16 protein-coding genes are annotated in these 26792 nt (G+C 65.9%); 9 read left to right on the top strand and 7 right to left on the bottom strand.

All coding sequences use genetic code 11. The annotated features are described in order from the left end of the window. Window positions 1-659 precede the first annotated feature (659 nt). Together ACF1AG_RS32020 and ACF1AG_RS32015 are read right to left on the bottom strand one after the other, a co-directional pair. The gene (locus tag ACF1AG_RS32020) at window positions 660-830 is read right to left on the bottom strand and encodes a hypothetical protein (protein WP_391810849.1); all 171 of its coding nucleotides are present in this window, start codon (window positions 828-830) and stop codon (window positions 660-662) included. Between the two features lie 467 nt (window positions 831-1297). Continuing rightward, complete coding sequence (locus tag ACF1AG_RS32015) at window positions 1298-2263, bottom strand: DUF3883 domain-containing protein (protein WP_391810848.1); 966 nt, start codon at window positions 2261-2263, stop codon at window positions 1298-1300. Window positions 2264-2446: 183 nt separating this feature from the next. Between ACF1AG_RS32015 and ACF1AG_RS32010 the strand changes: the two genes are divergently transcribed. The 3 genes from ACF1AG_RS32010 (at window position 2447) to ACF1AG_RS32000 (ending at window position 7312) form a co-directional block, all read left to right on the top strand. Next, window positions 2447-4495, top strand: coding sequence for a DNA/RNA helicase domain-containing protein (locus ACF1AG_RS32010; RefSeq protein ID WP_391810847.1), 2049 nt, complete (start codon window positions 2447-2449; stop codon window positions 4493-4495). 123 nt (window positions 4496-4618) lie between these two features. Beyond that, window positions 4619-5965, top strand: a complete 1347-nt coding sequence (locus ACF1AG_RS32005) for a hypothetical protein (protein WP_391810846.1) — start codon at window positions 4619-4621, stop codon at window positions 5963-5965. A gap of 939 nt (window positions 5966-6904) precedes the next feature. Continuing rightward, a complete protein-coding gene (locus ACF1AG_RS32000; protein WP_391810845.1) occupies window positions 6905-7312 on the top strand; it encodes a hypothetical protein in 408 nt (135 codons plus the stop codon). A 682-nt stretch (window positions 7313-7994) separates the two neighbouring features. On the opposite strand, the gene ACF1AG_RS31995 is transcribed toward ACF1AG_RS32000, so the two are convergent. The 3 genes from ACF1AG_RS31995 to ACF1AG_RS31985 are packed head-to-tail and all read right to left on the bottom strand — an operon-like array spanning window position 7995 to window position 9450. Next, window positions 7995-8642 carry a hypothetical protein gene (locus ACF1AG_RS31995; RefSeq protein WP_391810844.1) on the bottom strand — a complete coding sequence of 216 codons (648 nt, stop codon included), beginning with the start codon at window positions 8640-8642 and terminating at the stop codon, window positions 7995-7997. Continuing rightward, on the bottom strand, window positions 8639-9163 hold the full coding sequence (locus ACF1AG_RS31990; protein ID WP_145830321.1) for an RNA polymerase sigma factor: 525 nt from the start codon (window positions 9161-9163) through the stop codon (window positions 8639-8641). The genes ACF1AG_RS31995 and ACF1AG_RS31990 overlap by 4 nt, the downstream gene beginning before the upstream one ends. Next, window positions 9160-9450, bottom strand: coding sequence for a hypothetical protein (locus ACF1AG_RS31985; RefSeq protein WP_193456797.1), 291 nt, complete (start codon window positions 9448-9450; stop codon window positions 9160-9162). Before ACF1AG_RS31985 ends, ACF1AG_RS31990 begins: the two co-directional genes overlap by 4 nt. 350 nt (window positions 9451-9800) lie before the next feature. Between ACF1AG_RS31985 and ACF1AG_RS31980 the strand changes: the two genes are divergently transcribed. Together ACF1AG_RS31980 and ACF1AG_RS31975 are read left to right on the top strand one after the other, a co-directional pair. After that, on the top strand, window positions 9801-10631 hold the full coding sequence (locus ACF1AG_RS31980; RefSeq protein ID WP_391810843.1) for a PIN domain-containing protein: 831 nt from the start codon (window positions 9801-9803) through the stop codon (window positions 10629-10631). A 788-nt stretch (window positions 10632-11419) separates the two neighbouring features. Further along, a complete protein-coding gene (locus tag ACF1AG_RS31975) occupies window positions 11420-12157 on the top strand; it encodes a hypothetical protein (protein WP_391810842.1) in 738 nt (245 codons plus the stop codon). 209 nt (window positions 12158-12366) lie between these two features. On the opposite strand, the gene ACF1AG_RS31970 is transcribed toward ACF1AG_RS31975, so the two are convergent. Next, window positions 12367-13284, bottom strand: a complete 918-nt coding sequence (locus ACF1AG_RS31970; protein ID WP_391810841.1) for a hypothetical protein — start codon at window positions 13282-13284, stop codon at window positions 12367-12369. 268 nt (window positions 13285-13552) lie between these two features. Beyond that, window positions 13553-14212 (bottom strand): HNH endonuclease family protein, encoded by a 660-nt coding sequence (locus ACF1AG_RS31965; protein WP_391810840.1) that lies wholly within the window; start codon window positions 14210-14212, stop codon window positions 13553-13555. Window positions 14213-14424: 212 nt separating this feature from the next. Between ACF1AG_RS31965 and ACF1AG_RS31960 the strand changes: the two genes are divergently transcribed. From ACF1AG_RS31960 to ACF1AG_RS31945, 4 genes are all read left to right on the top strand, one after another. Then, window positions 14425-14718, top strand: a complete 294-nt coding sequence (locus ACF1AG_RS31960; protein ID WP_391810839.1) for a DUF6207 family protein — start codon at window positions 14425-14427, stop codon at window positions 14716-14718. Window positions 14719-15550: 832 nt separating this feature from the next. Then, window positions 15551-19141, top strand: coding sequence for a LamG domain-containing protein (locus ACF1AG_RS31955; RefSeq protein WP_391810838.1), 3591 nt, complete (start codon window positions 15551-15553; stop codon window positions 19139-19141). Window positions 19142-19295: 154 nt separating this feature from the next. Further along, complete coding sequence (locus tag ACF1AG_RS31950) at window positions 19296-25820, top strand: HNH/ENDO VII family nuclease (RefSeq protein WP_391810837.1); 6525 nt, start codon at window positions 19296-19298, stop codon at window positions 25818-25820. After that, complete coding sequence (locus ACF1AG_RS31945) at window positions 25817-26311, top strand: SMI1/KNR4 family protein (RefSeq protein WP_391810836.1); 495 nt, start codon at window positions 25817-25819, stop codon at window positions 26309-26311. The genes ACF1AG_RS31950 and ACF1AG_RS31945 overlap by 4 nt, the downstream gene beginning before the upstream one ends. Window positions 26312-26792 lie beyond the last annotated feature (481 nt).

Raw genomic sequence — 26792 nt, 5'->3', positions numbered from 1 at the left:
CCCGCGGAGCGGGTCCCCTCCGGGCTGCGCCCGGAGGAAAGCGAACACCCGGGCTGCGCCCGGGTGTTGCGCTCCCGCTCCGCGTGAGCGCTGCTGCTCGCTGCGCGAGCAGCCCACCGGCCTTGCTGTGCAAGGCCGGTGACGCTCCGTCCGCTGCGCTCCCGGAGCTGCGGGGCCTGCGGCCCCGCAGGGTGGCCTCCGCTGCGCTCCAGCCACCTAAGGGCGCTGCGCGCCCAAGAGGCCGGCCCCGCTGCGCGGGTCGGCCAACGGGCCTGCGGCCCGGGCGGCCGGGGGAGGGAGTGGCTGGGGTGGGTGACCCTGAATCAAGTGATGCAGCATGTACCGTTGGCAGAACCAGGCCACCCCCATGCTTCAAACTGCAGGCCAGATTCACTCTGGAATCGGACCCCACCCCCTGAAATTACCTGCGTCCCTGAAGAATGCGTGCCACCTCACAGCGCTGAGAAACCCGCAGAGGAGGTACCAGATTTGCTTCACTGTTGTTTGTTATTTCTGTGGGAGGGCTCCTTCCTTGATTGATTGTTTGATATTTTCTGACGGCTCGGATGTTTTCTATTGGCGCTAGCGTCTATCCGGCTTGTTCAGGGCAAAAAAAATGGCCTCGTGGCATTCACGGGCCTCATCGAGTTGTGGGGGTGTTACCACAGGCCGTCGAAGAATTGGATAACCGTGATTGCGTTGCCGAGAAGGGTGATAGCGATGATGCTCTTCTTGAGCAGCTGCTTGACTACGTGGCGGAGCCGGCTGCGCTTGTTCTGCTGGTCTTGGTTGATGGGCTGGTCTGCGATGTTCTGACTGTCAGTACTCATAGTGATTCCTTGTTTACAAATGGTAGTTGTTTTTGGGCAAAATTATGCCGGAGGGTGGTGGCCTCCGGCGCAAAATACAGGTGTGGCTATGGTTTGGATGGTGCCTGATGTGACGGTACGTCTCGCCCTGTTCTCTATCTACTGTACCTCAGGAAAGGGCCTACTGTCTACCCATCAGATGTCCTTCGGGGAGCCCCTGGAGGCTTTCCGAAACCCTTCTTGTTGCTGTCTAGGACAGTCTATCAGGCTCCTCTGACAGAGCATCGGGTCCGTTATCTCCGGGCGTGCAAAAACAGTTAAGCAAACCCTCTCCAGGGGCCGCAACCGTTTCTATTGCTTTGTACGGATGGGCTGGGCTCGCACAAGCAGGGAGCGTGCGGGCCGGGTGGCGCCGTAAGGGCTCCGGGCGCAGGGCAGGTGACCGGGCGTCAGCCCGTCGACTCGCTTCCTGCGGCCGGAGCCTGTGTTCAGGTGGTGAGGTCGGGGAGGCGGTACTCGTACTTGCGGGGCCTGAGGTCCCTGTCGGCCGGCTCCCAGTCGGGGTAGTGCCAGACTGTGCCGCCGCTGGGGAGGTAGGGGTCGGTGGAGGTGTCGACCTTGATGTCGCTGACGACGTAGAGGTCGACGGTGTTGCCCTTGTCCCGGGCGTGCAGGACCTCGTTGATGGTGAGTTCGACGCTGGTGGCGGCGCCGGTGGTGCCCTTGACCTCGACGTGGCGTTCCTCGGTGCCGCGGAGGCAGCGCAGATCGTAGGGCTTGCCGAGCTTCTCGACCGTCCACCCCTGTCCTTCGTAGTGGGCGGTGGCGAGCTGTTCGGCGTGCTCCTCGATGGCCTTGCGCTTCTTGGGGTCGGAGATGTAGCCGGCGCCGCGGCGTCGGCGCTGGGGCTTCTTCTTGCCCTCGACCTGTTCGGCCGTGAAGCCCGGGGATTCGTCCAGGGGGACGTCTTCGGGGTCGTCGGGGTCGAAGGGGATCCCTGCGAGTTCCAGGAGGTGCTGGGCGGGCATGTCGACGAGTTTGCCCATGCCGCGGTCGGTGCCCGAGCGGCGGATGGCGTCGCTGCCGGCTTCGGTGAGCGGGCCCTCGGGGCCCAGGGGGACGTTCTCGAGCTTGGCCAGGGGCTCGATGCCGAAGCGCTGGGGGTACTTCAGACGGCGTTCGGCTTCCTCGTCGGGCCAGTGCCAGGCGGTGCCCTCGTAGAAGCCGCCGCGGACCTGGAAAAGGTAGAGCGTGGCGGTCTTCTGCAACCAGTCCTCGAGCTGGACGCGGGGTGAGGCGCCAGTGGCCAGGACGGCGAAGCGGGGGCGGGCGCGGGCGTACTCGGGTTTCGTCTCCGGGAAGCCCCAGGAGAGGGTTTCGATGCCGTGTTCCAGGTTGCGCTGGGCTTCGGTGCTCTGGCCGACATGGACCATGACGAACGTCGAACTTTTCATGCAGGGCATCATAAGCATGCTCTTATCGAGTGGTCGATAGATTTCTTTGTTTAGTAGCCTGCTGGTCCGGGCGGGCCGGTAGGTGGCAGGTGGAAAGCTGGTTGAGGCACTGTCGGCAGGGTGGGGTGAGCGGCGTGGGCCGGTCCGCTGGTCGCGGCAGCCGTACAGACAAGGAGGAAGCACGTGACCGAGCAGTTCCCGACTCCAGGCCCGGCCGCCGACGGCCCGAGCAGCCTGAGCGGCTCTGGCCGCTTTGGGAGTGCGCAGTCGCCGGTCGTGGTGGAGCCGGCAGCGGGAACGGTCGCGTGTGTGTCCGCGGGCCGCGTCGGGGAGATCGCCGCCCGTCTGGAGGATGAGACGTTTTTCAGCCGGTGCGCGGCCCGGTACCGGGCGGCCGGCTTCGGGACACCGGATGCCGCGGAGGAGCGCAGCTGGCGCGGCAGCTGGCCGCCCCTGTTCGCGGCGCTGGTGCGGGCCGGGCTGGAAGACCTTCAGGTGTACCTGGAGTACGGGACCCCGGGCGGGGGCCGGCGCCTGGACGCCCTGCTGGTCGGCGCCGCGCCGGATGGGGTGTTGGGGCTGGTGGTCGTTGAGCTCAAGCAGTGGCAGACCTGCCGGATCCTGGATGCCGACCGGGTGATGCGCAGCGATGGTCTGGTGACGGCTCATCCGGTTCATCAGGTCGCCGCCTACCGCAGCTTCTTTCAGCACTGGCGTCCGAAGAGCGCGCCGGGGCTGGATGTGCGTGGGGTGGTGGTGCTGCACAACGCCACCGCTGGTGAAGGGGCTGCGCTGGCTGCGGGTGCCGGCGGGGACGCTGGCATCCCGGTGCTGACTGCCGAGGAGTTGTCCGGGCCCGCCGGGGCACTGGCAGGGTTGTTGCGGTGCGGGGACCTGGCGGCGCCGGACGCCGGGCAGGTGGCGGCGTTCGAGGACATCCGGTGGCAGCCCTCCAGCCGGCTCCTCGACCATGTCGGCGCCGACCTGACCGGCAACCGTGCCTTCGCGCTGGTCGGGGACCAGCAGGACGCGTTCGTCCGGATCCGCCAAGCCGCAGCCAGTCACCTGCCCAACAGCGACGAAGGCGTGGCGCCCAGCGGGAGTGGTGAGGGCGCGGTCATCACGGTCAGCGGCGGCCCGGGCAGCGGCAAGACCGCACTCGCCGTACGGCTCCTGGGCTACCTCATGCGCCGGCACCCCAACGCTACCCCGCGTTTCATCACCCCCTCCGGGACCCTGCGCGCCCACCTCCTGGACGCCACCCGCGGCCACTGCGCTGCCCGCGAGCTGTTCCCCGCGGCCAACTCGATGCGCAGCACCGCCCGTCAGGCTGGCGCGCTGGTCATTGACGAGGCGCAGCGCATCAAGCGGGGCGGTGGGCGTGGTCTGCCGCCGGACCTGGTTGCCGTGATCAAGGAGGTGCCGCTGGCTGTGGTCTTTCTCGACGAGCGGCAGATCATCCGTCCTGACGAAGGCACCACCGTCGAAGAGATCGGTAACGCCGCCCAGGCTTTGGGCCGTGCTCATCATCATCTGGAACTCACCGGATCATTCCGGTGCAGCGGCTCAGCCGCCTACACCGCCTGGGTCGATGCCCTCCTGTACGGCACCCCCACCTCGTGGACCGGGCACACCGGTTACCACCTTGGGCTCGCCGACGATCCGTTCCAGTTGCAGGAATGGATCGAACACGCCACCGCGCAGGGCCATACCGCGCGCACCGCTGCAGGGTTCTGCTGGCCCTGGACCCGCACTCGATCCCGCGGTGCCACCACGCTCCCCCTCGACATCACCATCGACGTGCCCGCCGCCCGCCCCGGCGGCGCGGCCCGGACCTGGCGCGCGGCCTGGAACGCCGCCACCGCCCTTACCGACCCCGGGGACGGCAGGCCCCTGGCCCCCCACAGCCAGCTATGGGCCAGTCACACCGGCGGCCACCAGCAGATCGGCTGCATCTACACCGCCCAAGGCGTCGAATACCACCACGCCGGCGTCATCATCGGCCCCGACCTCACCTGGAAGGACGGCCACTGGACAGCCCACCCCCAACACAGCCGCGACGAAGCCCTCCGCCACCTCACCCCCGACCAATACCTCCCCTACGCCCTCAACACCTACCGCGTCCTCCTCACCCGCGGCACCCACACCACCCACATCCACACCACCGACACCAACACCCACCACCTGCTGCAGCAGCTCACCCTCAAAGCCCTGAAGACGCACGGAGCGTAAAGCGGCGCCACCTCCCGGATGTGACACAGATCACTCAAAGATCTTGAGGAGAAATTGCTGTTCGGCACTCAGCCCGAGCCTTAGGAGTAGCCACTTCAACTCGATCACTGAGCGGAGCATCGCATGGCCCTGATGTGTTACTCGAACCTTGATGACGACCATGGCGGCACAACAACACTCCACGCCCTTCACTCTTCGCTAGAGAACTGGGTCTTCGACCTGCTGATCAGAACTCGGGACCGCGCCTCCCACCTGCCCGTACGCGGCGCCCCACAGGCCGAGGACTGCACGCCTCGTGCCGTAACGCACGCTCTGCAGACGATCCAGCTCATCCGCTACGCGCAGGAACAGTTGCTGGACAGGAACGCCTACCTTCGCTACCTGTGCCCTGACTGCCCTCGCGATGAGCCCACACGCTGCCCGGTCAGGAACCGGTCACGCCGCGTCAAAAGGGCTGTGCACGAGGCGCTCTACGCTGTGCCCGCCGAACCGAAACCCCTGTACGGCGAGAAGTGGCTGGTGCAGGCGCGGCCTGCGGCCTCCAAGGTTTTCGAACGACTGTGTCTGATGGCCAAGCGCCGACGGGCATCCGCGCGTAGCTCGGCGGAGGAGACCTCCAGCACGGCCTTCGTCACCCACCTATACGAGATGGCACGGACATGGAGGAATCAGGGGCTTACCGACAATGCTGTGGACGTCGACGAGGCAAACGACAGCTATTTCGCCCGCGATGTCATGTTCGCCCTGATGAACATGAAAGACGACAGGCTGGAGACCAGGGACGCCCGCCACTCTCCGGTGAACTTCATCGCCGCAATCTTGCGCACGTTCGCCGAACAGCTCAGCGGAACGCAAGCTCCTGTCGCCCGCGAGGCTGTCATGGCTGCGCTGGCGGCCCGCAACAGCGCTATCGAGGGCGACTCGGCAGCGGTGAACGAGTTCTCTCGGACCTGGCTCGGTATCAGCAACCCAGAACAGTGGCGCGCAGCTGTTGAAATGGCTCTTCTTGGTGACTGGGTTGATGTCCTCGGCCGGCGGCTGAGCAAGGGTCCCGAGATCATGGAGCTGCTCTCGCGTCATACCGGCCGGGAGCATCTATACCTGCAGCCGCTGTGGCATCGACAGGCCCGCGGCCGCCCGATGCGTCTGCTCGAAGACCCGGTGGCCCTCGGAGTATCCCTGCGAGATGTCATCACCGATCACCGCCGCCCTGAAGATCACCTAATGCGAAGCGAAGTTGCGGATCCCCGCCTCGATGCCGTGCTGGCCCACCTGAAGCCTGCGGAGAGGGCTGTAGCCATGACCTACGCAACACAGCGCGTAACTTGGACTCAGGCTGCAGCGGAAGGCGGGGCAAGCGACCCGCTTTCTTTCGGGGAACGAGTGCGCCGCAAGCTCAAACGGCTGGGTATGCGCCACCACCCTTCAGCGGCACACCCATCTCTCTCTGCCCCGCTGGCTAGCCGATGAATATCATCGGCGCGGCGGCAGCTGAGCTCCTCGGCAGCCTCATGGCAGCGCTCATTCTGGCCGCAGGGCACAGCATGAGGCTCCGCATCAAGCACCGAGCCCGCCGCGCCTCCATACCAGTCACGAGCACAAGGGGCACGTCAGCAGCAGACAGTACGGATACGCCCGACGTGTGAACTACATGACGGCGGCCCCTTTCACGGAGCTGGTCGCCGTCAAGGCCCGGTCTTTCAGCGGCCCGGGCGTTTAACTTCCCTCCGTCACCAGGACCTGCAGCATCTCTCCACGACTCCTACCTCATCATCATCCGTGCCGGATGCGGCGCGCATCCTCCACCTCATACGAAGCCCGGGCCACGCAGCATCGGGCGCGCTGCGCAGCCATCCGCAGCGCACAGCCAGGACCCGGGCGGCGGCCAGGACAGCGCCGAGTCGGTGCTGCGGCCCGCGCTCTGACATCCCGCGCAGCCGCGCACCCCGGCCAGGCCCTGCTCCTTCTGGTGCGCCGCCTCGTACGGCGCCGGAGCGCGGAGGCCCCGGCCGGATGCGCAACAGAACCGACTTGCTCCCGGACGCGCGAGCGGCGACGGCGGGAAACATGAGGTACGGCCGGACCACCGGTCGGCAGCCGAGCCAACCGCAGACCCACTAACTAAGGAACAGGAGTTTTAGGTAAAGCAGAGACTTCTTCCATCAACTTTACCTAAGGTGGTGCCTCGGGTGGGCGACTGTCCACCATCACCTACCCAGAGGGGGGTTCACAAGCATGCGCGTCATCGAGGGGACACCGCGCGAGATCGTGGAATATGAGCGCCTGGCAGGTGCTGGCGCAGAAACAACGTCCACCGAGGACAACCCCGCCTCCCCGGACGATGGAACAGAGCCCGCCCGCGAGACGGCGGCACCCGACGGCTCCGCTTCCCTCTCACCTGAGGACCACGTGGCCCTGATGAAGTTCATCTACGGACGCGCTGGCAAGAACGACGTCCGTACCTTCCTGACCGAACGGTTCGTCATGCGGCTGCTGGACGAGGAGGACATCGTCGTGGCCTTCGGCCGCTCCTCGAAAACATTCGACGGCCTCGCCGACTACCTGATGATCCGCGACGACGGCCCCCAACGCTACGGAGCCGTCGCCTACCTCCGCCCCAGCAACGGCGGCATGACCGTACGCCTCACCCCCGACGACATCGAACGCCTCGGCGAAAGGAACAACCCCTACATCCAATACCGCAACGTCGCCCTCACCGACCCCTACAAGATCAACTGCCCACTCGCCGACGAGGACGCCCTCAACCTCGCCCACGAACTCGTACGCGCCGCACTCGACATCGTGCGCAACGAATAGACCGAGTACAGGCTGCATCCGAGGTAGGCGGCTCCGAACAGGCTGCCCCCGTTGACACGGTGCGGGAAGCAGGCATGGCTCAGCGCCGGACAGGAAGTCCGGCGCTGAGCCACACAGTCAGATGCGGAGGTGCTGCCGGCGCCATCGTCCTCGCCGAGACCCGACAGGCCGGCGGGTACCGGCGCGGCATGGCAGCACGCCTGGCCCACAAACACGGCGGCAGCGAACGCTCCTGGCAGCGCGCTATGACCGAGGCTCGCGTGGTGTACGAGCGTGAGCGGGCCACCGCAGGCAGGTGACGGAGCCTCCGGGCGTGGAGAGTGTGGTTGGCGCTCACCGCAGCGGTGGTTGGCGCGGGGTGTGTTCCAGCGCCCGGGATTGCCTGTCAGCGTCGGGAGACAGCGCCGGCGGTGGCATCCGCCAACTCTGCGGCCAAGGCGGGTCAGACAGAAAAAGCCCTGGAGCAGGACCAGGAGAGGTGCGTTCTCTGCGGCTGAAGCAGTGACGGCATGGCCGGAACGTGAAACGACTCACGCGTCTGTCGTCTGGTGAGAGAAACAACGGCGGCCGCCCTGTTATGGGCGGCCGCCGCGTCAACGAGTCGTCTGGCCTTTGATGGTCAAGGCCTTACACGAGGTGGTCTACAGAGACTCTCCTGTCTGAGGGCGCGAAGCGCTGTTGGTCAGCATCGCGGTCCGTCGGTTGTGTGATCCAGGTGGGCAAGGAAGCTTTCGATCTCGCGTACCAGGGCTTGGGTCCCCTCGGCCAGGTCGAGTCCGGTTTCCCCCGGCTCCGGCTCGACCTGGTCAGCGGTGGCGCGTGGATCGATGGATGGGCATGCGAGGTCGCTTACGAGTGACGTGAACGACCTGGCAGGAAGGCACTCCCTTTCCTTCCATTCTCGGCATGCCGGTAGATTCTCGCTCTCGGCATGAAGGATTTCAAGGTAATCTTGTGCGTCTTTGTCTCCCCTGCGCGCGGCTCTGCCCCACCATTCCAACGCCATGGATTCCCTGTCGAGGAGTTCCAGAATTTCTGCAATGCGACGCGTTTGCCGTGGCGTTGCAGAGTCGTGGAGTTCCTTTTTCAGCAGGGTGCACAGTTCTCGGATTGCTTGAGTTCTGTGGTGTCCGTCTGCAGCTGGATTCGGGCAGGGGGCGGGGGCCGGGGGCCAGCCGGCAGGCTGGCCCCCCTCCGCCTGGACAGGGTCCTCGCCGATCCGAGGACCCTTGGAAACGGCCTGCTCAGATGCTTCGAGCAGCAGCCACAGGGCGAGGAGCCGGATGGGCCGGTGCTCCTCGGACGGCTGGCGCCACGACGGCTGGTTCATGCGGTTACCTCCTCGCTGGACTCGTAGATTGACTTCTTCAGGTTGTTGGCGGCGGCTTTGACGTAGCGCTTCACCGACTCCTCCTTGATGCGGAGGCGCTTAGCAACCACTGCGGGGCTCAAATCCTGCAAAATACACAGGGTGATGACCTGGCGCTGCCGTTCGGGAAGTTCGGCAATCAGTTCATCGATACCCTCTTTGAACATTTCGTAAGCGGCGTCGGGGATACCGATGCCGGATTCCTGTTCGGGCAGTTCCTGTACCGGGGCCGGGACCATGCGCCGGTTCTTGCGGAATTGGCTGATGACGGCGTTCTTCACCGCCATGCGGCCGTAGGCGGTGAGAGAGCCCTGCCGCGTGGACAGTTCCTCCCACCGCCGGTACATGTTCAGGTACACGTCCTGCACGGCGTCTTCGGCGCTGTGCAGGTCGCCGGCCTGGGCCCGGGCCAGTCGGGAGTACGCCTCGAGGGTCTCAAGGACGAAGGACTCGAAGTCCACTCCCCAGACGGCCTCGCTCACGCAGCCTCCCGCGTGGTGATGGCCCGGTGCCGGTCGGCCGGGTCGGCTGCGTCCTTGCGGAACAGCCAGGCCGGCTGTCCCTGCTCGAAGCGGGCGGCGGCGCCGCCGTCGGGCAGGGACTGGGCCATCGCGACCATGGTGGCGCGCTGTTCGCGCTCCGCCCGGGTGGCGATGTGCGCCTTCAGGAGCATCTCCATGACGCCGCGGGTGCGGCGCAGTGCGTAGAAGAGCAGGATGAGCACGGGCAGGGACACCCCGCCCGCTCCTACCCAGTACGACCAAGTCATCGACCAGGCCTCCTCGTAGTGACGGACTCGTTGACGAAGGCCGAGAGCCTTCATCCCTTACACGCCGCAGAGGGCCGGATCCGGATGCCTGGGAGCAAGAATTTTTTACAACTGCCGCTCCACTCACGCCTGTCACAGTGTTCCTGCAGGTCACACGGGGTGTGGTGCACAGCGGCGGGGCGGAAAACTCGTGATGGCCCCCCGGCCTCCGGGGCCGGCAGGAAGCTGGAGGGCGAGGTCGGGAGCGGGCTGGAACACCTCCGCGTCAGCGGGGAGGGTGGTCAGACGGCCTGAGTCAGCGCGGCCTCCAGGCGTGCGGAAATCCCGGACGAGAGGTGGCCTGCCCTGGCATGATCCGCGAGATGATCGTCACTCCGGTACCCGGTGCCAGGCTGGAACTTGTTCTCCAGCTTCTGCAGGCTGCCCGCACCAAGGCCTTGAACCTGAACAACTACAACACCCCAGAGGAGTATCTGCTGTCGTACCTGACGTGGGCGACAGAGCACTCACGGCTGCTCGAGGGGCAGGTGCGGGCGAAGGATGTAGAGGTGCTGTTCTTCACCCCGGTCTACTGGGCTCTGCTGAGCGGGGCTGGACATGTGGGCGGCCAGCTGGCGCCGAAAGTCTCGAACCAGCTGATCGACCAGGAGGTCCGGCAGCGGCTGGCTGCGCTGGATCGGGCGATCGAATCAACGCTGGACACGATCCGCAGGTGGCGGGAGTCGGTTACGGCGCTGGTTCTCGACACCAGCTTCTTCATCGAACATGAGGAGAAGCTGGAGGATGCTGACTTCTCGGCGCTCGCTGGTCAAGCTGAGGGTGTTCGGGTCGCGGTTCCTATGACGGTGGTGGACGAGCTGGATCGCCTGAAGGAGGCCCGGACGTCGGGGCATGTCCGGTGGCGGGCGAGGTTGGGGCTAGCGGTGCTGGACCGACTTCTGGACACGGAGGCCAAGCTGGGGTTCACAGAGGTCGAGGTTTTGCCCGACCCCCCGGGACATGTGCGGCTGCCGGACGAGGATGACGAGATCGTCGATCGGGCCTTGGCATTGAAAGCAGTGGCTGCTGGCCCGGTCAAGCTGGTGACATACGACACCGGGATGGCCCTGCGGGCGAAAATGGCTGGGATGCCGTGCAAGAAGCTGCGGAAGGAGCCGGGACCGGAGCCTGAGAAGAAGTAGCTGGCGAGCGGGCCAGGCACCCATACAGCTACGGGTGCCGAGGGACGCCTTCCTGGCGTCCGCGCCCTTGTCAGGCGTCGACAGGCTCAGGGAATCTTTCCGGCTCAGCAAGGCTTTCGCCGCTTCAGCGGTGGCGGCGGCCTGGTGCGCTCCGCGTAGTCGCGCGCCCGGGTTCGGGCGTCTGGCGTGTGAAAGACGAGGGTGTGTGAGGTGAAGTAGTCGAGCGGCTCAGGATGACAGCTTGTCGCGGGCGACGTCGATGACTCCGGAGAAGCAGGGGGCCGACAACCCTCGGACGATCATGTTCACGTTGCAGCAACGGAACTGGTACACCGAGTTCCTCGCGGCGGTCGAGGAAACACAGCGGAAGGTCGGGCCGGAGCTTTGAACCATCTTCGTCCTGTTTCGGCGACCGGTGTGCCCCGGTTAGCGTAATGAGGCTCGGATGCGCTTGTGGGGCTGCTTTGAGTCCGCGACCTGTGCGTCTGCTAGCGCGCTTGCGGGTACGTTAAGGGTGGGCATCACTCGGTCGGATGCTGTATTCGCGGTGCGCCCGGACGACTGTCAGTGGGTGCTGCTTGACTGGCGGTCTGTATCGAACTGGGGGTTCGCTATGACGACGGTGATCCATAAGACGCCGGAGCAGTTACGCGAGCAGCGAGACAGGCTGCTGGCTGAGGTCGGCATGTCCTACGAGCAGCTTCGTGACCGAGCCGAGGTGTACAGCTTGTCGATGGATGAGCTGGACGTCTGGCACACCATTGAGGGGATCGACTACCTTCTCGACGGTGACCGACGGGGAGATTCCGAAGCTCGACGAGTTAGCAGCCGCGTTCGCTGACGATTTGACTGCTCTGACGCGGGGTGTCCTCGGCGAGGACACCCCGCGCTTCGCTGCCCTAAATATGGGCAAGCGTGTTCGGGTGTCGCCGATAGCGTCTGATGAGCGGGAGATGCGGATCCCTGTCTCGATCAACGGCGAACCGGTGCTCAGCATGCGGGCCCGCTACTTCTGCTGTTGGGACGGCAGCAGCACATTCCTGGCGACGGACGGGGCAGAGATCCACCTGCATTATGCGGGGATCGCTGATCCGTTGATCCGCTTCGAGTATGTCCGGGACAGCAAGGAGCCGCCAGGAGCCCACATTCAGGTGCACGCGCACCGGGATGAGATGGCGTACCTGCTGCGGTTGGCGGATGCCGGGCGACCGAAGCGCGGGTTCAAAAAGAGGAAGCTGCCGAGGCTGTCGGAGATGCATCTGCCGGTGGGCGGTCACCGGATGCGGCCAGCCCTCGAGGATGTGCTGCTGTTCATGCAGCGGGAGTTCGCGATCGATACGGCACCTGGCTGGCGATCGGTGATTGAGGCGCGGTTGAAGACCTGGCGGGAGGTCCAGTTGATGTCGGCCGTGCGTGACGCGCCAGAAGTCGCGGCCGATGCACTGCGGACGCTGGGCTACAAGGTGGAGCGCACTGTGCCCACGCCACGGGTCTCGCAGGATGACGTCAAGCTGTACTGGCCGTAGGTAGCGGCCGGCCTGCTCGAGGGCTCCGCGCGTGTCCTGTGGGCCCCTTGCTGCGCTTCCCCTGCAGCCCCGGTGACACACCCCCATCTGCAGGGCTTCGCGCGGATCAGAGCATGCCAGTTGGCCACGCCGCCTGACCTGCTCAAGTACTTCACAGCCGTGGCTGGTCCGCAGTCCCCGCCGTCACAACCCAGCGCCTCTGGAGAGCGTTACCCGGCCGCTCGCTGATCGATCACCTTTTCGCGCATCAGTTCCTCCAACTCCGTGTCCGACGGTGGGTGCAGCGTATGCAGAAGATGGCGCAGGCCGGGTTCGTCCAGCATCTTGCTGCTGACCGCCACCTCAGCGTTGCGGTAGCGGCGGGTGAGAGTGATGACGCCGCCGGGGAAATCGCGGAGCGTACGCACTTCGCCGTGCCCGTCCACCGTGCAGGTCATCTCCTTCTCCACGGGTTTGGGGCATTGGAGTTTCGGCGTGAGCGGCGAGCGCACCGCGAGGGCCACGTACCCGTCCTGTTGAACGGAGTGGTACTCAACGTAGAAGGAGGCGGGACCAAGCTCGGCACGAGCTACCCGCATGCCAGGCGGCGTAGCAATTACGTACAGCAGTTCCGGATGCTCCCGGTACCGTGCGACCTCCGCTGCGTGCTGGCGCTGGCGTGACTGCGTCGGGCCGATGAAGCCTCCGTAGGCCACCGCGGCGGCGAGGGCGGCCACCGCCCCGAGCCTCACCCACCGGTTTCGTACGAAGAATGCCGCAGCCACCGCGTACGGCACCCCCGTCAGCGCGACTCGGGTACCAGCACTCCCCAGGTCGACGTCCCCGCTGTAGGCGGCCAGACCTGCCAGGACGCCGAGCGTGCCCAGGACGAACACCAGGACCGCCCAGCCGAGCCGCTGCGACACGGAGCCACACAGTGGCACCACGGTCCGCACCGGTATGCCAGTTGTGGCCAGCAGGCCCACCGTCAGCGGCACACCCAACGCCAGGGCCAGCACCACTGCCCCGGCCCCACCGCCCCAAGCCGTCACCAGCAGCCAGAAGCCGAGCGTCGGCACCGCGGCCACCATCGTCGCCCAGACCAGGAAGAGATGCAGGGCCGTCTGCGCCCCTCTGCTGCTCGTCATACCGTGGAGCCTGCCAGCCAGTGTCCTGACGCACATGAGTTTCTCTACTCAGTACGCCCTTGCCACTCTGCGGAAGGTGACGCCCGCCCTTGCCGAGGGACCGTGACCACATGGAATCAGCTGGCCGACCGGGGCGCTCAGCGTGGTGAGCTATCGCGTTGAGTGGCCAACTACGGCGCTCAGTCGCAATTGGGCCGAAGCATGAGATCTGTGACTGGCAGAGTCGAACGGACTGGCAAAGGTGCTGGGTCGAAGTGGCATGGTTGGGTCATGCTGCGGGTTCGTAGGTGACGGTCTGATTGGGGCAGTCGGCCGCCGTCTCGCGCAGGGCCGCCACCTCGGTCTCGTCGGCCGCGAGGCTCCAGCGGAGTTTCGTGCCGACCCACTCCGCGGCGTATCGGCAGTGCACCTCGGCCGCCGGCGGCAGCCACTGGGCGGGGTCCTGGTCGGCTTTGGAGCGGTTCGAGCGGGCGGTGACCGCGACCAGGCTCGTGGCCGATCCCTGGTCGTTGGCGTAGGCCTCACGCCGCTGTGCCGTCCACGCGGACGCCCCGCTGTCCCAGCTTTCCGCGAGGGGCACCATGTGGTCGATGTCCAGGCCGGAGGCAGATGTTACCCACACCTGGTCGTAGTACGACCACCAGCGCCCACCCGACAGCCGGCAGCGGGGCCCGACCGTGGGTGGCTCGACGGCCTCGTCGAGCAGCACCTCCGCGCGGGTGTTGCAGCCGTCGGACGGATCATCTCCGGTGTTCCAATGGCGGAAGGCGTCGCGGTCGTAACCGTCACGGGACTCGGCCTCCACCGGCAGACGAATAACGGCCTCGGCCAGCGGGAGCGTCTCCACCGCATGAGCAGGCGCAGGAGCGGTGAGGGGCAGGAGGGCTAGGGAGGCGGCGGCAAAACAGCGCAGTGCAGCGGTGAACATGAACCGTTGGTAATGGCCCCTCAGGGGGCGCTGTCAGGCGTTCCTCGAGTGCGCCGCCCGTATGGGCGCAATAGTCGCACCGGAAACCGGGCTGCACGGCCTCCCCCGCAGCCCTCACTCCGAGCGTGCGCTGCCCTGGCTCCCCCGGCTTCCGTGAGGACAGCGGCCGGGTGGTGCCCCGGAGGGCCAAGTGGTCAGCCCGGGAGGTCAGCATGCTCGGTCTGCCGTACCCGGTCCGGGTGGCACTGCCCGAGCGGGAGAACTCCAGCAGGCGGCCAAGCGTCGTGCCGGGTATGAAACCGATCAACGACGCGCACGTGGCGGAACCGGGACTCGCGGTGGTGGAAGTCGCGGCCGCGGACGACGAGACCGCCTTCGTCGTCCAGGAACTGCTCGCCACCCGGTGGGCAACCGCGCTGGCGGACCGCACGGTCCGTGAGCCGGGCGAGCCGGGCGTACGGCTGCGCTGCTACCTGGACTTGCGGCAGGCTGCCGCCCCGGCCTGACCCGGGACGCTGGCGTCGCCGTCTCGCCCGTGTCCGGCGTGAGGGGCGGCGACGCATTGCGGGGTTAGCCGCGGCGGCGGAACTGACTACTGCGGGGCTTGCCCGGGTTCCGGTCGTGCTCCGGCTCCGATTTTGATGGTGTGGCCCTGGCAGCCTGGAGGCGGGCTGCTTCCTCGGGGGCTTCACCGTGTTGTCGACCTGCGCCTTGGCGATGTCGGCGGACACGAACGCGAGGGGCACCAGGCCCTACCGGCCGGTCGGCGGATAGATCCGCCGCCCCAGCCGCTTCTCGTGCTTGACGTTCGCGATCGCGTCCAGCCGGGAGCGGACCAGGTGTGCACGGTGTGCTTGTCCGCGTCCCGCGGCAGTATCTGGCCCCACTCTGGGGCGGTCTCGCCCTTGAGTGAGGAACTCTCTTCGTCGAACACGGGACATCCGAGGTGCCGGCTCCTCCTTGTCGAGGCGGCCGGTTCGGACCGAAAACAGCTGATGTGCCTGGTGCCGTGCTTTTTGGCCGCTCTCTGCCGGTGCGTCAGGAAGCACGAAACGGCTGGTCAGGCCGCATTCGGACATTTGTTTTGTTGTCTGCGTCACAACTATTGACCGGCTCTGTTATCACGTCTTTACTCTCTGCGTTCTGTGTGAACGCTGTGGTCTGGGGATGGGGATTGTGAAAGCTTGGTGGGGCGGGGAGCCGTCGCAGTGGCTGCGAACACTAAGAGCAGGGGTTCTGGGGGGTGTAGCTACCTCACTGATCCTTACGGCGCTGCCTGTTCTGCCGGTATCGGCGACGGCAGTCGGTTCCGCAGCTGCGGCTGAGGCCTCCTCAGGAGTGGTGGACGAGGCCACGGCACTTGCCGAGGCGAAGGCTTCTGGGCAGCAGGTGGAGGTGACGGCGGCCCGTGGCGAGTACACCACGACGCACGCCAACCCCGACGGAACCCTCACGCTGACACAGTCCACAACTCCCCAACGTGTCAAGCAGGACGGCGGTACCTGGGAGGCCGTCGACGCGACGCTAGAGCGGCGTCCTGACGGGCGGATCGGTCCGAAGGGGGCGGTGGTCGATCTGTCGTTCTCGGGTGGTGGCGCCGGTGCAGGTATGTTGCACCTGGGTAAGAATGGTCGGTCCATTAGCCTGGGGTGGCCGGGTGCGCTGCCGGAACCAGTTCTTGAAGGCGCGACGGCCACTTACCCGGACGTTCTGGACGGCGTGGACCTGCAGCTGACCGCCACGGCTGAGGGCTACCGTGAGGTTCTGGTCGTCAAGACACCCGAGGCTGCCCAGCATCCGGAGCTGGAACTGGTTGAACTCACAGCCCGCGGTGATGGGCTGACGGTGGTGCCGGGCGCCGGGGGCGGTTTGCGCGCCCTTGATGATGACGGCAACGCGATCTTCCGTGGGCCAGCGGGCCAGATGTGGGATTCTGCCGGCACGGCCGAGTCAGGTCCTCAGCCGCAACTGCTGCATACAGCCGCTGCCGCCGAGGATGGCGAGGGCGGGGGCGAAGACTCGTCGGAGCCCGGCAAGGGTGACGCCAGCGCGATCCTCCCGGTGCGTGTGCAGGAGGGCTCTGTCATCGTGCAGCCCGACCTCGAACTCCTACGCGGGGCCGAGACCGTTTACCCCGTGTACATTGACCCGCCGATCGGCCTGGGCGCACAGGAACGCACGAAGATTTCATCCGATGGCGACCGTTTCTGGATGTTCGATGGCGACAAGGGTGTCGGCAAGTGCGGTACCGCGGACGGCTACTCCTGCGGCAGTGGATACGTCGACCGGATGTACTTCGAGTTCGCCCCCACCGCGCTGGCCGGCAAGCAGATACTCGATGCCACCTTCCGTGCCCGTGAGACGTGGTCGTTCAACTGCGACGCCCACACCGTCGACCTGAAGCGCACCAACAACATCTCCGAGGCCACTCGCTGGCCCGGACCGTCAACGCTGGACCATCTGGGCGACCGCAAGGTGTCTGCGGGCCGCGGCACTGAGTGCTCCCCCAGCCAGCCAGATGCCTGGATCGAGTTTCACGACAATCCCAACGAAGGCGACGAGAACCTCACTCCCACGGTTCGCTCCTTCGCGGCTGGCTCCTTCAGCCGTCTCACGCTGATGCTGCGTGCCCACGACGAGTCCGAGCCCCGCGCCTGGAAGCGATTCGACGACAACGCCGAGCTGCAGGTCATCTACGCGTACAAGCCAGGCGTGCCGACCAACGTCGGGATTATTCCGGGTACGGGCACGACGGCGTACTGCAGGACGTCCGCAGACCCCTTGGTGGTCACCATGGAGAAGCCGACGATTCAGGCTCGGGTCCAGACCCAGGTGCCCTCGACGTCGGGTGCTCTGCTGCAGGCTGAGTTCGCTCTGGAGCGGCGTGGCACGGACAACGTGTGGCGTCAGATCTGGGTCGGTGACGCGCCGGATTCTGGCTGGGATCCTGACAACACCCTTGAGCGTATGGCGACACCGCAGCTCGCAGATGGCTACATGTACCGGTTGAAGGCACGAACGCAGTCGCACTGGACGTTCCTGACCGTCCCGGATGACCTGTGGTCCGCCTACAGTTCGTGGTGCTACTTCAAGACGGACTCTGCCGCGCCGAAGGCACCGCGGATCACGTCGGTTTCGCCGTATACCCTGTGCTCCACCGTCTGTGAGGGCAGTGGTGGCCCGGGAGTACCGGGAACGTTTGTCTTCGAGCCGAACACCGCAGACATCACTAATGGCACCACCGACATCACGTACTACGAGTGGAAACTGCTGTCCACCGCAGCCAAGAGTGTGCCTCGCGGAACCACCCTCTCGACTACAGTGAGCAACGTCAGCCCGCCCCTCGCGGGAACCCAGGTGCTGTCCGTCAGAGCGAAGGACGTGTACAACCGATGGGGCGCTCCGCAGGAGTTCATCTTCAAGGTGGCTCCGGCAGAGGGAGCTGTCGGCCGCTGGCATATGGACGGTGTTCCCGGTTCCGGCACGACCACAGCTACTGACACGGCGGAGGCGGGCTCCACCCGCAATCACGCCACTCTCGACGGAACCGGTACCGGGTGGTCCTCCCGGGCTCGACGCGGCGAGGACGACTATTCGCTGCGGCTGAACGACTACTCGGCAACGCCTACTCAGACCGGTTACGCGGCCACGTCCGCACCTGTCGTGAACACTCGGGACTCCTTCACTGTCTCGGCCTGGGTGCAGCTGACCGACGCGTCCGCCAATCGGGTCGTGCTGTCCGCCCCCGGGACGAACGGCAGTGCCTTCGCGCTGTACTACTCGAGTGCCTTGAAGAAGTGGGTCTTCAACCGGATCGACAAGGACGTGGCCGGCCCGGCCTACATCCGGTCGGTCGCGGACCAGGAAAGCCCACAGCTGAACGTGTGGACGCACGTCGCGGGTGTGTTCAAGACAGAGGGCGACGACAACCTCCCTGACACCGACCCCGCCAACGACACCATCCAGCTGTTCATCAACGGCCGTCCGCAGGGACAGCCTGTCGTCCTCCAACAGACGGCCGGCACGTACACCCCGTGGACCGCGACCGGTGGGTTGCAGTTCGGCCGCTTCAAGTCGGCTGGTGCCTACGGCTCCTACCATGTGGGCCTGATCGACGAAGTCGCGGCGTGGCAGCGTGCGCTGTCCCCGGAGGACCTCCTGCAGGATGCTCAGGTTCTGCAGGACGGGGTGCCTGCCAACGAACTTGTCGCCCACTGGGACGCCGCCACGGCCACGGGCACACAGATTCCGGAGCGGTCGGCCTACCCGGTTCCGGCCATGACGGTGACCGGGACGACGGTGAGCGAGGAGGACAACGCGCTGGTGCTAGACGGCTCAGCCGGCTACGCCTCCGCGGCGGGGCCGGTGGTGGATGAGACAGGGTCGTTCACCGTTGCTGTCAGTGTCCGGCTGGACTCGGCTGCCCTTGCCGGCAAGCCGGCGGGTTATCGCGCGCAGGTGGCCGGGCAGCGTCTGGGCGGGGAGTCCTCGTGGGCGCTGTGGGTCAACAAGCTCGACGAGGGCGTGCACCTCTGGGAGTTCACACGGACGGCGGTCGGACCGGACGGGAAGGTCTCCCAGAGTGCCACTGTGTCCGACGACGCCCTGGCGGATGTGGACAGCTTCGTGACGCTCACCGGAGTCTTCGACGCCCAAGAAGGCTGGGAATCGACCTCAGACGACGGCAGCAGTGAAATCCGTTACGGAAAGCTCCACCTATACGTCCGTGAGGTACTCAAGCCCGACGCCGAGAACGCAGGCTTCCCCCACCCTCAGCAGGGCAGCGGCGAGCTGAGCCTGGGACGGGGAGCAGCAGCCGGTGCGGTGGGCCACTACCTGCCTGGCGCACTGGAGAGCCTGCGCGTGTGGACCGGCGCCATGACGCTTGACCAGGTCAGCTCCCAGATTCTGGATCCGGCCGGCACCTGATCGACCTTTCACCCGCTGTAAGGGCGGTAGGCCTTCCGTGCCGCTTCCGCCCTCACAGCGCTCGCTCTTCCGCACGTACGTCGCGCGGAGATTGCCCGTCTCTCGTCCAAGACCAGGCACTGGTGCTGCCTGGTCCGAATCAGGAAGACATCACGTGAATCCCTTCGGCATACCCCGGCGAACCCCGGGCCGCGGGAGCGGAAGCCGCAGACGCTGGACCCGGCGCCTGGCCACCCTCACTGGCCTGTCCCTGCTCCCCGGCCTGCTCACCCCGGTCGCCTTCGCCGCCGACGAACCCGATCCCCTGGGCCCTCCTACGCTGGAGGCACCGCGCTCGGCGAAGGTCACCCCCTTCACCGCGAAGGTGAACAAGAAGACCGCCGCCATCGTGAACGAGGCCGCCCAGGCCGATCGCACCGCGGCGAAGCGCGCCCGCCGAGACCAGCAGCACACCACGACCTGGCCGACAGCAGGAAAGGCCACCCTGAACCTTGCCAAGCGAGCGACGGCCCGGGCCGGAGCAGGCGACCTGCCCGTCACAGCCACCACCCCCGCCAAGGGCAACAAGGCACGCTCCCTCACGGTCGAGGTCCTGAACCAGAAGGACGCTGCTGCGCTGGGCGTCAAGGGTGTCGTACTCAAGGTCGCCGCTGCCGACGGCGGCCGTGCCCGCCTCGGCGTGGACTATTCCGCTTTCGCCTCCGCCTACGGCGGCGACTGGGCCGGACGCCTGAAACTGTTCCGCCTGCCCGACTGCTCCGACACCACCCCTACCAGGTCCGTATGCCGTACCCGCACCGAGCTCGAGTCCACCAACGACCGCGCTGAGCAGAGCGTTGCCGCCACGCTGAGCCTGCCGGCCAACGGCGAGCCGATGATGCTGGCACTGGCCGCGGGGACCCAGTCGGGCGCAGGTGACTACAAGGCCACTCCCCTGTCGTCGTCGTCCACCTGGGAAGCGGGCGGCGGCTCGGGAACCTTCACCTGGAACTACCCCCTGCGTGTCCCGCCGGCTGCAGCGGGCCCGACGCCCGATCTTTCGATCTCCTACGACTCCGGAAGTATCGACGGCCGCACCGCCAGCACCAACAATCAGGGCAGTCAGGTCGGCGAGGGCTTCGACCTGACGTCGTCGTACATCGAGCGTAAGTACGGCTCCTGCGACGACGACGGCCAGGAAGACAAGTTCGACCTGTGCTGGAAGTACGACAACGCCTCCCTCGTCCTCAACGGCAAGGCCACTGAACTCGTCAAGGACGACACCACCGGCATCTGGCGGCTGAAGAACGACGACGCCTCAACCGTCACCCGCTCAACCGGCGCCGAGAACGGCGACGACAACGGTGAGCACTGGACCGTCATCACCGGTGACGGTACCAAGTACGTCTTCGGTCTGAACAAGCTCACCGGAGCGGGAGCCGACGACCGCACCGACTCCGTGTGGACCGTTCCGGTCTTCGGCGACGACGCCGGCGAACCGGGCTATGCCGAGGGCACCACGTTCTCCGGCCGGGCCAAGACACAGGCCTGGCGGTGGAACCTCGACTACGTCGAGGACACCCACGGCAACGCCAGCTCCTACTGGTACACCGCGGATATCAATCACTATGACCAGCTCGGCGACGACACCATCGGCACTCCCTACGTGCGTGGTGGTTACCTGAGGGAGATCCGCTACGGTCAGCGCGCCGGAGCTCTCTTCGCCACCCCTGCCGCCTCCAACAGGGTCGTCTTCAGCTACAAGGAACGCTGCCTCGCCTCCGGCACCGGCTGCGACTCCCTGACCGAGTCCACCCGTGACAGCTGGCCCGATGTGCCCTTCGACGCGGTGTGCAAGGCCGACGTCAAGTGCACCGGCAACAACGGGCCCACATTCTTCACTCGCAAGCGTCTTACCGACGTCACCACCTACGCCTGGAACGCGGCCGCCGCCACCCCGGCATACGAAGCGGTAGACACTTGGACGCTCAAGCACCTCTACCTCGACCCCGGAGACACCGGCGACTCCACCGACCAGACGCTGTGGCTCGACGAGATCCGCCACACCGGCAAACGCGGCACCGACCTCACCCTTGACCCAGTCAAGTTCGGCCATGAGATGCTGGCCAACCGTGTAGACGGCCCCGACGACATCCTGCCGCTGCACAAGCCGCGGTTGAAGACCGTCACCTCGGAAACCGGCGCTCAGACAATCGTCACCTACCTGCCCGCCGACTGCGCCTACGGGCAGACCATGCCCAAGGTCGACACCAACACCAAGCGCTGCTACCCGGTGTACTGGGCACCCAACGGTGAAGACGAGCCGATCCTCGACTGGTTCCAGAAGTACCCCGTCAGCGCCGTGTCCGTCACCGACCCCCACGGCGGCGGCCTCGCGGTCCAGCACTCCTACCAGTACTCCTCCAGCGGAGGTGCCTGGCACTACAACGAGGACCCGCTGACTCCCGCCAAGGAACGCACCTGGTCCATCTGGCGCGGCTACGAGCGCGTCACCCACCTCACCGGCGTGTCCACCGGCACCCAGAGCAAGACCGTCACCGTGTACCTGCGAGGCATGCACGGCGACCGTGTCCTGGGCTCCGACGGCAAGACACCCGACCCGACGGCCCGGAAAACGGCAAGCGTCACCGGCATCAAGGCCGCCCAGATCACCGACCTCGACCAGTACGCCGGCCTCACCCGGGAAACCGTGACCTACAACGGCAGCGCCGAAGTGGGAGGCACGGTCAACGACCCCTGGTCCAAGCGCACCGCGACCCAGCACAAGTCGTACGCGGACACCGAGGCCTACTACGTCCGTACTGCGGCCACACACACCCGCACCAACATCACCAGCGGCGTCAGCCCCCGCGACCGGATCCGCACCGTCCGCACGACCTACGACGACTACGGCATGGCCGAAGCCGTCGAAGATGCAGGCGACGTGTCCGTGACGGGTGACGAGAAGTGCACCCGCAGCTGGTACGCCCGTAATGACGCCGTAGGCATCAATTCCCTCGTCTCCCGCAGCCGCACCGTGGCCAAGCCCTGCGCGACCGCAGACGCGAGTCTCGACCTGCCCGCCGACTCCGCTCGTCCCGGCGACGTCATCTCCGACATCGCCACCGTCTACGACAACCCCACCGCAACCACCTGGACCGCCACTCAGAAACCCACCGTCGGGGAGGCGACCTGGACGGGTCGCGTCAAGGGGTACGGCGCGGATGACTCCCCCGTGTGGCAGAAGGTGTCCACCGCCACCTACGACGCCCTCGGCCGCACTCTGATCGTCAAGGACACCCGCGGCCAGCTGGTCTCCCGCACCACCTACACACCGGCGGCCGCAGGGCCCTTGACGGCCACGACCGTGGAGAACGTCAAGCTTCACAAGACGACCACCACGGTCGATTTCGCCACTGGTGCAACCACTAAGGTCACCGACCCGAACGGCAGGGTCACGGAGTCCGAATACGACAGCCTCGGGCGTGTGACCAAGGTGTGGCTGCCCAACCGCCTCAAGATTCTGAACAAGACGCCCAACTACGTCTACGCCTACAACGTCACCAGCAGCGGCATGTCCTGGGTGTCCACCAGCACCCTCAGGGGCGACGCATCCGGATACAACTCCTCGTACGCCTTCTACGATTCCCAGCTGCGTCCCCGGCAGACCCAGTCACCTACGCCTCAGGGCGGCCGCCTGATCACGGTGACCCTCTACGACACGCGAGGCATGGCGGTCAGCCAGCACAACGACATATGGGACAGCACCTCCCTGCCCGCCTCGACTCCGGTCGCTACCTCCGGCGGTCAGGCTCCGATCCAGACGGACACCACCTACGACGGCGCCGGCCGCGCCACGAAGGCGGAGACGAAGATCTACGGTGTCACCCGCTGGACAACCACCACCACCTACGTCGGTGACACCGTGTCCTCCAGCGCCCCCGACGGCGGGCAGGCAACCGCCGTGGTCACCAACGCCCTGGGCCAGATGACCGAGCGCCGCGAATACGCGGGCCCGCAGCCCACCGGCACCGAATTCACGCGCACCCGCTACGCCTACCACCCGGCCGGCCAGCAGAAGACCGTCACCGGACCCGACGAATCGCAGTGGACGTACACCTACGACCTGTTCGGCCGACAGGTCGCCACCACCGACCCGGACAAGGGCAGCACCGCCACCGAGTACAACGACCTCGACCAGGTCACCAGCACCACACCCAACGCCGACGCCAACAAGCAACTGCTGTACGAGTACGACGAGCTCGGCCGCAAGACGAGCATGTGGCAGAAGGACAAGACGGACGCGAACAAGCTGGCCGCCTGGACCTTCGACACCGCCGCCAAGGGACAGCCCTACGAGGCCACCCGCTTCGACGGCGGCGCCGCCACCGGCAAGGCCTACACCAAGAAGATCACCGCGTACGACTACCTCTACAACGCCACCAACACCCAACTGCTGCTGCCGGAGGGCGACCCGCTGCGAGCAGCAGGGGTAGGGCCCACGCTCACCTCCACGGCGGCCTACCGGATCGACAACACCGTGAGCCAGACCGGTTCACCGGCTGTAGGCGGGCTGCCCTCCGAGGCCGTCTCCTACGACTACAACGCCACCGGCCAACAGCTCAAGTCCAGGGGCACCACCGGTTACCTGCAGGGAGCCGCGTTCTCCCCGCAGGGCGACCTCCGTCAACTCCGGCTTGGCACCGCCGACAAGCTGGCCTACGTCACCAACTCCTACGAGGACGGCACCCGGCGCCTCACCGGAATACAAGTGACCGACGACGTCCACAGCTACCCGCTGCAGGACCTCGCCTTCACCCAGGACGACGCCGGCAACGTCACTTCAATCTTCGACACCACCACCCTCGGCGGTAGCGCCAAACCCGACCACCAGTGCTTCACCTACGACGGCTACAGCCGCGTGACCGAGGCCTGGACTCCCAAGACCGCCGACTGCGCGCCGGCTGGACGCACCACCGCCAACATCGACGGCTCCGCCCCGTACTGGACCTCCTACACCTACAACGAGGCCGGCCAGCGAGCCACCGAAACCACACACACGTCGACCGGCGACAAAACCACCTCCTACGTCTACAACGACACAACCAAGGACACCAAGCCCCACACACTCGACAAAACCACCGGCGACCGCACCGCCGGCTACACCTACGACAGCAGCGGAAACACCACCTCCCGCCCCGGCCCGACCGCTCAGCAAACCCTCGCCTGGGACGCCGAAGGCGAGCTGTCCAAGGTGACGGAAGGCACCGCGCAGACCGGTTACCTGTACGACGCCAACGGCGAACTGCTCATCCGCCGCGCCTCCGGCGACGGTGACACCATCCTCTACTTCGGCAACACCGAAGTCCGCCTCACCGTCAAGGGCACCACCAAGACCGTCAGCGGAACCCGCTACTACACCGCCAACGGCCAGACCATCGCCGTCCGCACCGCGGTATCGGGAACCTCGGGGACCAAGCTCAGCTTCCTGGCCGCCGACCACCACGGCACATCCAACGTCGCGATCGACGCCAGCACCTTCGCCCCGACGAAGCGCTACACCACACCCTTCGGCGCCCCACGCGGCCCCCAGCAGTACGGCCCCTGGCCCGACGACAAGGGCTTCCTCGGCAAGCCTCGCGACACCAACACAGGCCTGACCCACATCGGGGCCCGCGCATACGACCCGATAACCGGCCAGTTCATCAGCGTCGACCCACTCCTCGAACTCGACAAACACCAAACCCTCAACGGATACAGCTACGCCGCCCAGAACCCCCTCACCCACTCCGACCCCACCGGAATGGGCCTGGCATGCGGAGGCGGACCCACAGCAGACGGCTGTCCGAAACGCCCCGACGGCAGAGCAGGAAACGGCCGCCCGAACGAAGCCGCTAAGGGTCCTTTCGGAAAGCATCCATGCAACAGCCACTGTGGTACCGCAGCATCTGACAGCAACGGGCAAACCATATATAGCGCGGGTACGGGTGAAGTACTTGCGTGCGCTTATGGCCATTGCGTTGGAAATGTGGGACCGAGCGACACTGAGCAGTACATCGGGAACTTCCTCGCCAGCATCCTGTCGGATGGAAACTTCTGGTCCGGCATCATCGAGACTGCCGGCGGCGCCTTCGGTGTAGCTGGTGGTGGACTGCTAGCCGCCACTGGTGCCATCGAATGCGGGACGGGCGTCCTCTGCGTGGCAGGCGCTCCGACCATGGCAGCGGGAGCAGGCGTCGCGGCCGCCGGAGCCGCGATGATCGACTCCGGCTCCGATAACCTCGGGCGCGCATTCCGCGAGGCAGACGGGAAAGCTAGTAGCGGAGGCGGGAAGAAGCAACAAGCCGAAGAGCCCTACTGGAAGCTGTCCGAGTACGATGGTCAGCGCGTCTACCAAAGAGACGATCTGGTAAATCCGGATTATTTCTCCCCAAAGGACAAGTACGGCCGAAGCAATCTCAAGAGGATGCAGCAAGGTATCGCGCCGATGGGGCCAGACGACAAGCCGATAAACCTGCACCACATGCTGCAAACTCAGGACGGTCCGATCGCCGAGGTAACATTCTCGATGCACTTCAATAACTACAAGCAGTTGCATTGGAAGGTGGGCACCAATATTCCCAGCGGGATCGATCGGAAAGCATTCGATGCGTGGAAGAAGTTGTACTGGAAGGATCGAGCGGCAGGATTTGGTCCATGATGAACGCCATTCAAGCAAGTGAGCAGCTGATCGAGCTAATCCACAGGAACGAAGACATCGCGAACTATGCCGACGGCTGTGACGCAGAGACTATGGCCGCCGCCGAGGACGCTCTGGGTATCCCATTCCCGCCCTCGTATCGCTGCTTGATCGAGGAGTTCGGAACTTGGGACATCGCCGGCGAAGAATTCCTCGGGGTTTACACAACGCCCGCTATGGGGTCGACGCTGCTGGGTTCCGTCGCGGAAACCCTGGATGCTCGCAACCAGTACGGAATGCCACCCAATCTGATCGTCGTAATGTTCGATGGAATGGGCGGCCTAGTCGCACTCGATTCTTCGCATGTCGATCAGCAAGGCGAGTACCCCGTCGTCGTCTGGAATCCTGGGGTCATGCACAGCGAGGACGCTGAAAGGCTCGGTGAGGCTTTTGGGCCATTCGCTTATGCTCAATGCCAGCGGGCGGTGACCAGTTGGCGCGAAACTGAGTAAAGGTCGGTGGAACCGGAGCAGGCCTTGTCAGCACCTCGTGGCGAGGCCTGCTCCGGACTGCGGTGTATAGATTCACGAACAGCGAACAGCGAGTTCTGGCAACTTCCCGGATTCCTCTGCTCAAATGCCGAGCAACCCCGACCCTCGATAACCCGCATTCGCGGCGATACACCATCAATCGTCCCAACAACCGAGCGCATGACCACCCCGCCTCCGCCGATCACCGAGACCGATCCTGCTGCTCTGACGTGTCCCGGCGACAAGGTCGGCCCGTGCACCGCATGCCAACGCAAGACCCACCGCTAACTGGCTGTTCTCTATCCGCTCGGGTGGTCGGTGGGGTTCGAACAGGGGCCTGGTCTGGATGAGTCTGCAGGTGCGGATGCATGGAAGAGGACCGATGACGACACACCGCCGCCCCTCTTTGAGCTGGATACGCCGTAACCCGTGCCTCCGTCCTCGGCGGGGAGGACGGAAGCAG

It is taken from the genome of Streptomyces sp. NPDC014764 (assembly GCF_043082785.1).
Classification (GTDB): Bacteria; Actinomycetota; Actinomycetes; order Streptomycetales; family Streptomycetaceae; genus Streptomyces; species Streptomyces althioticus.
Note: the sequence above shows the minus strand (reverse complement) of the source record. Positions and strands in the feature narration are given on the sequence as shown.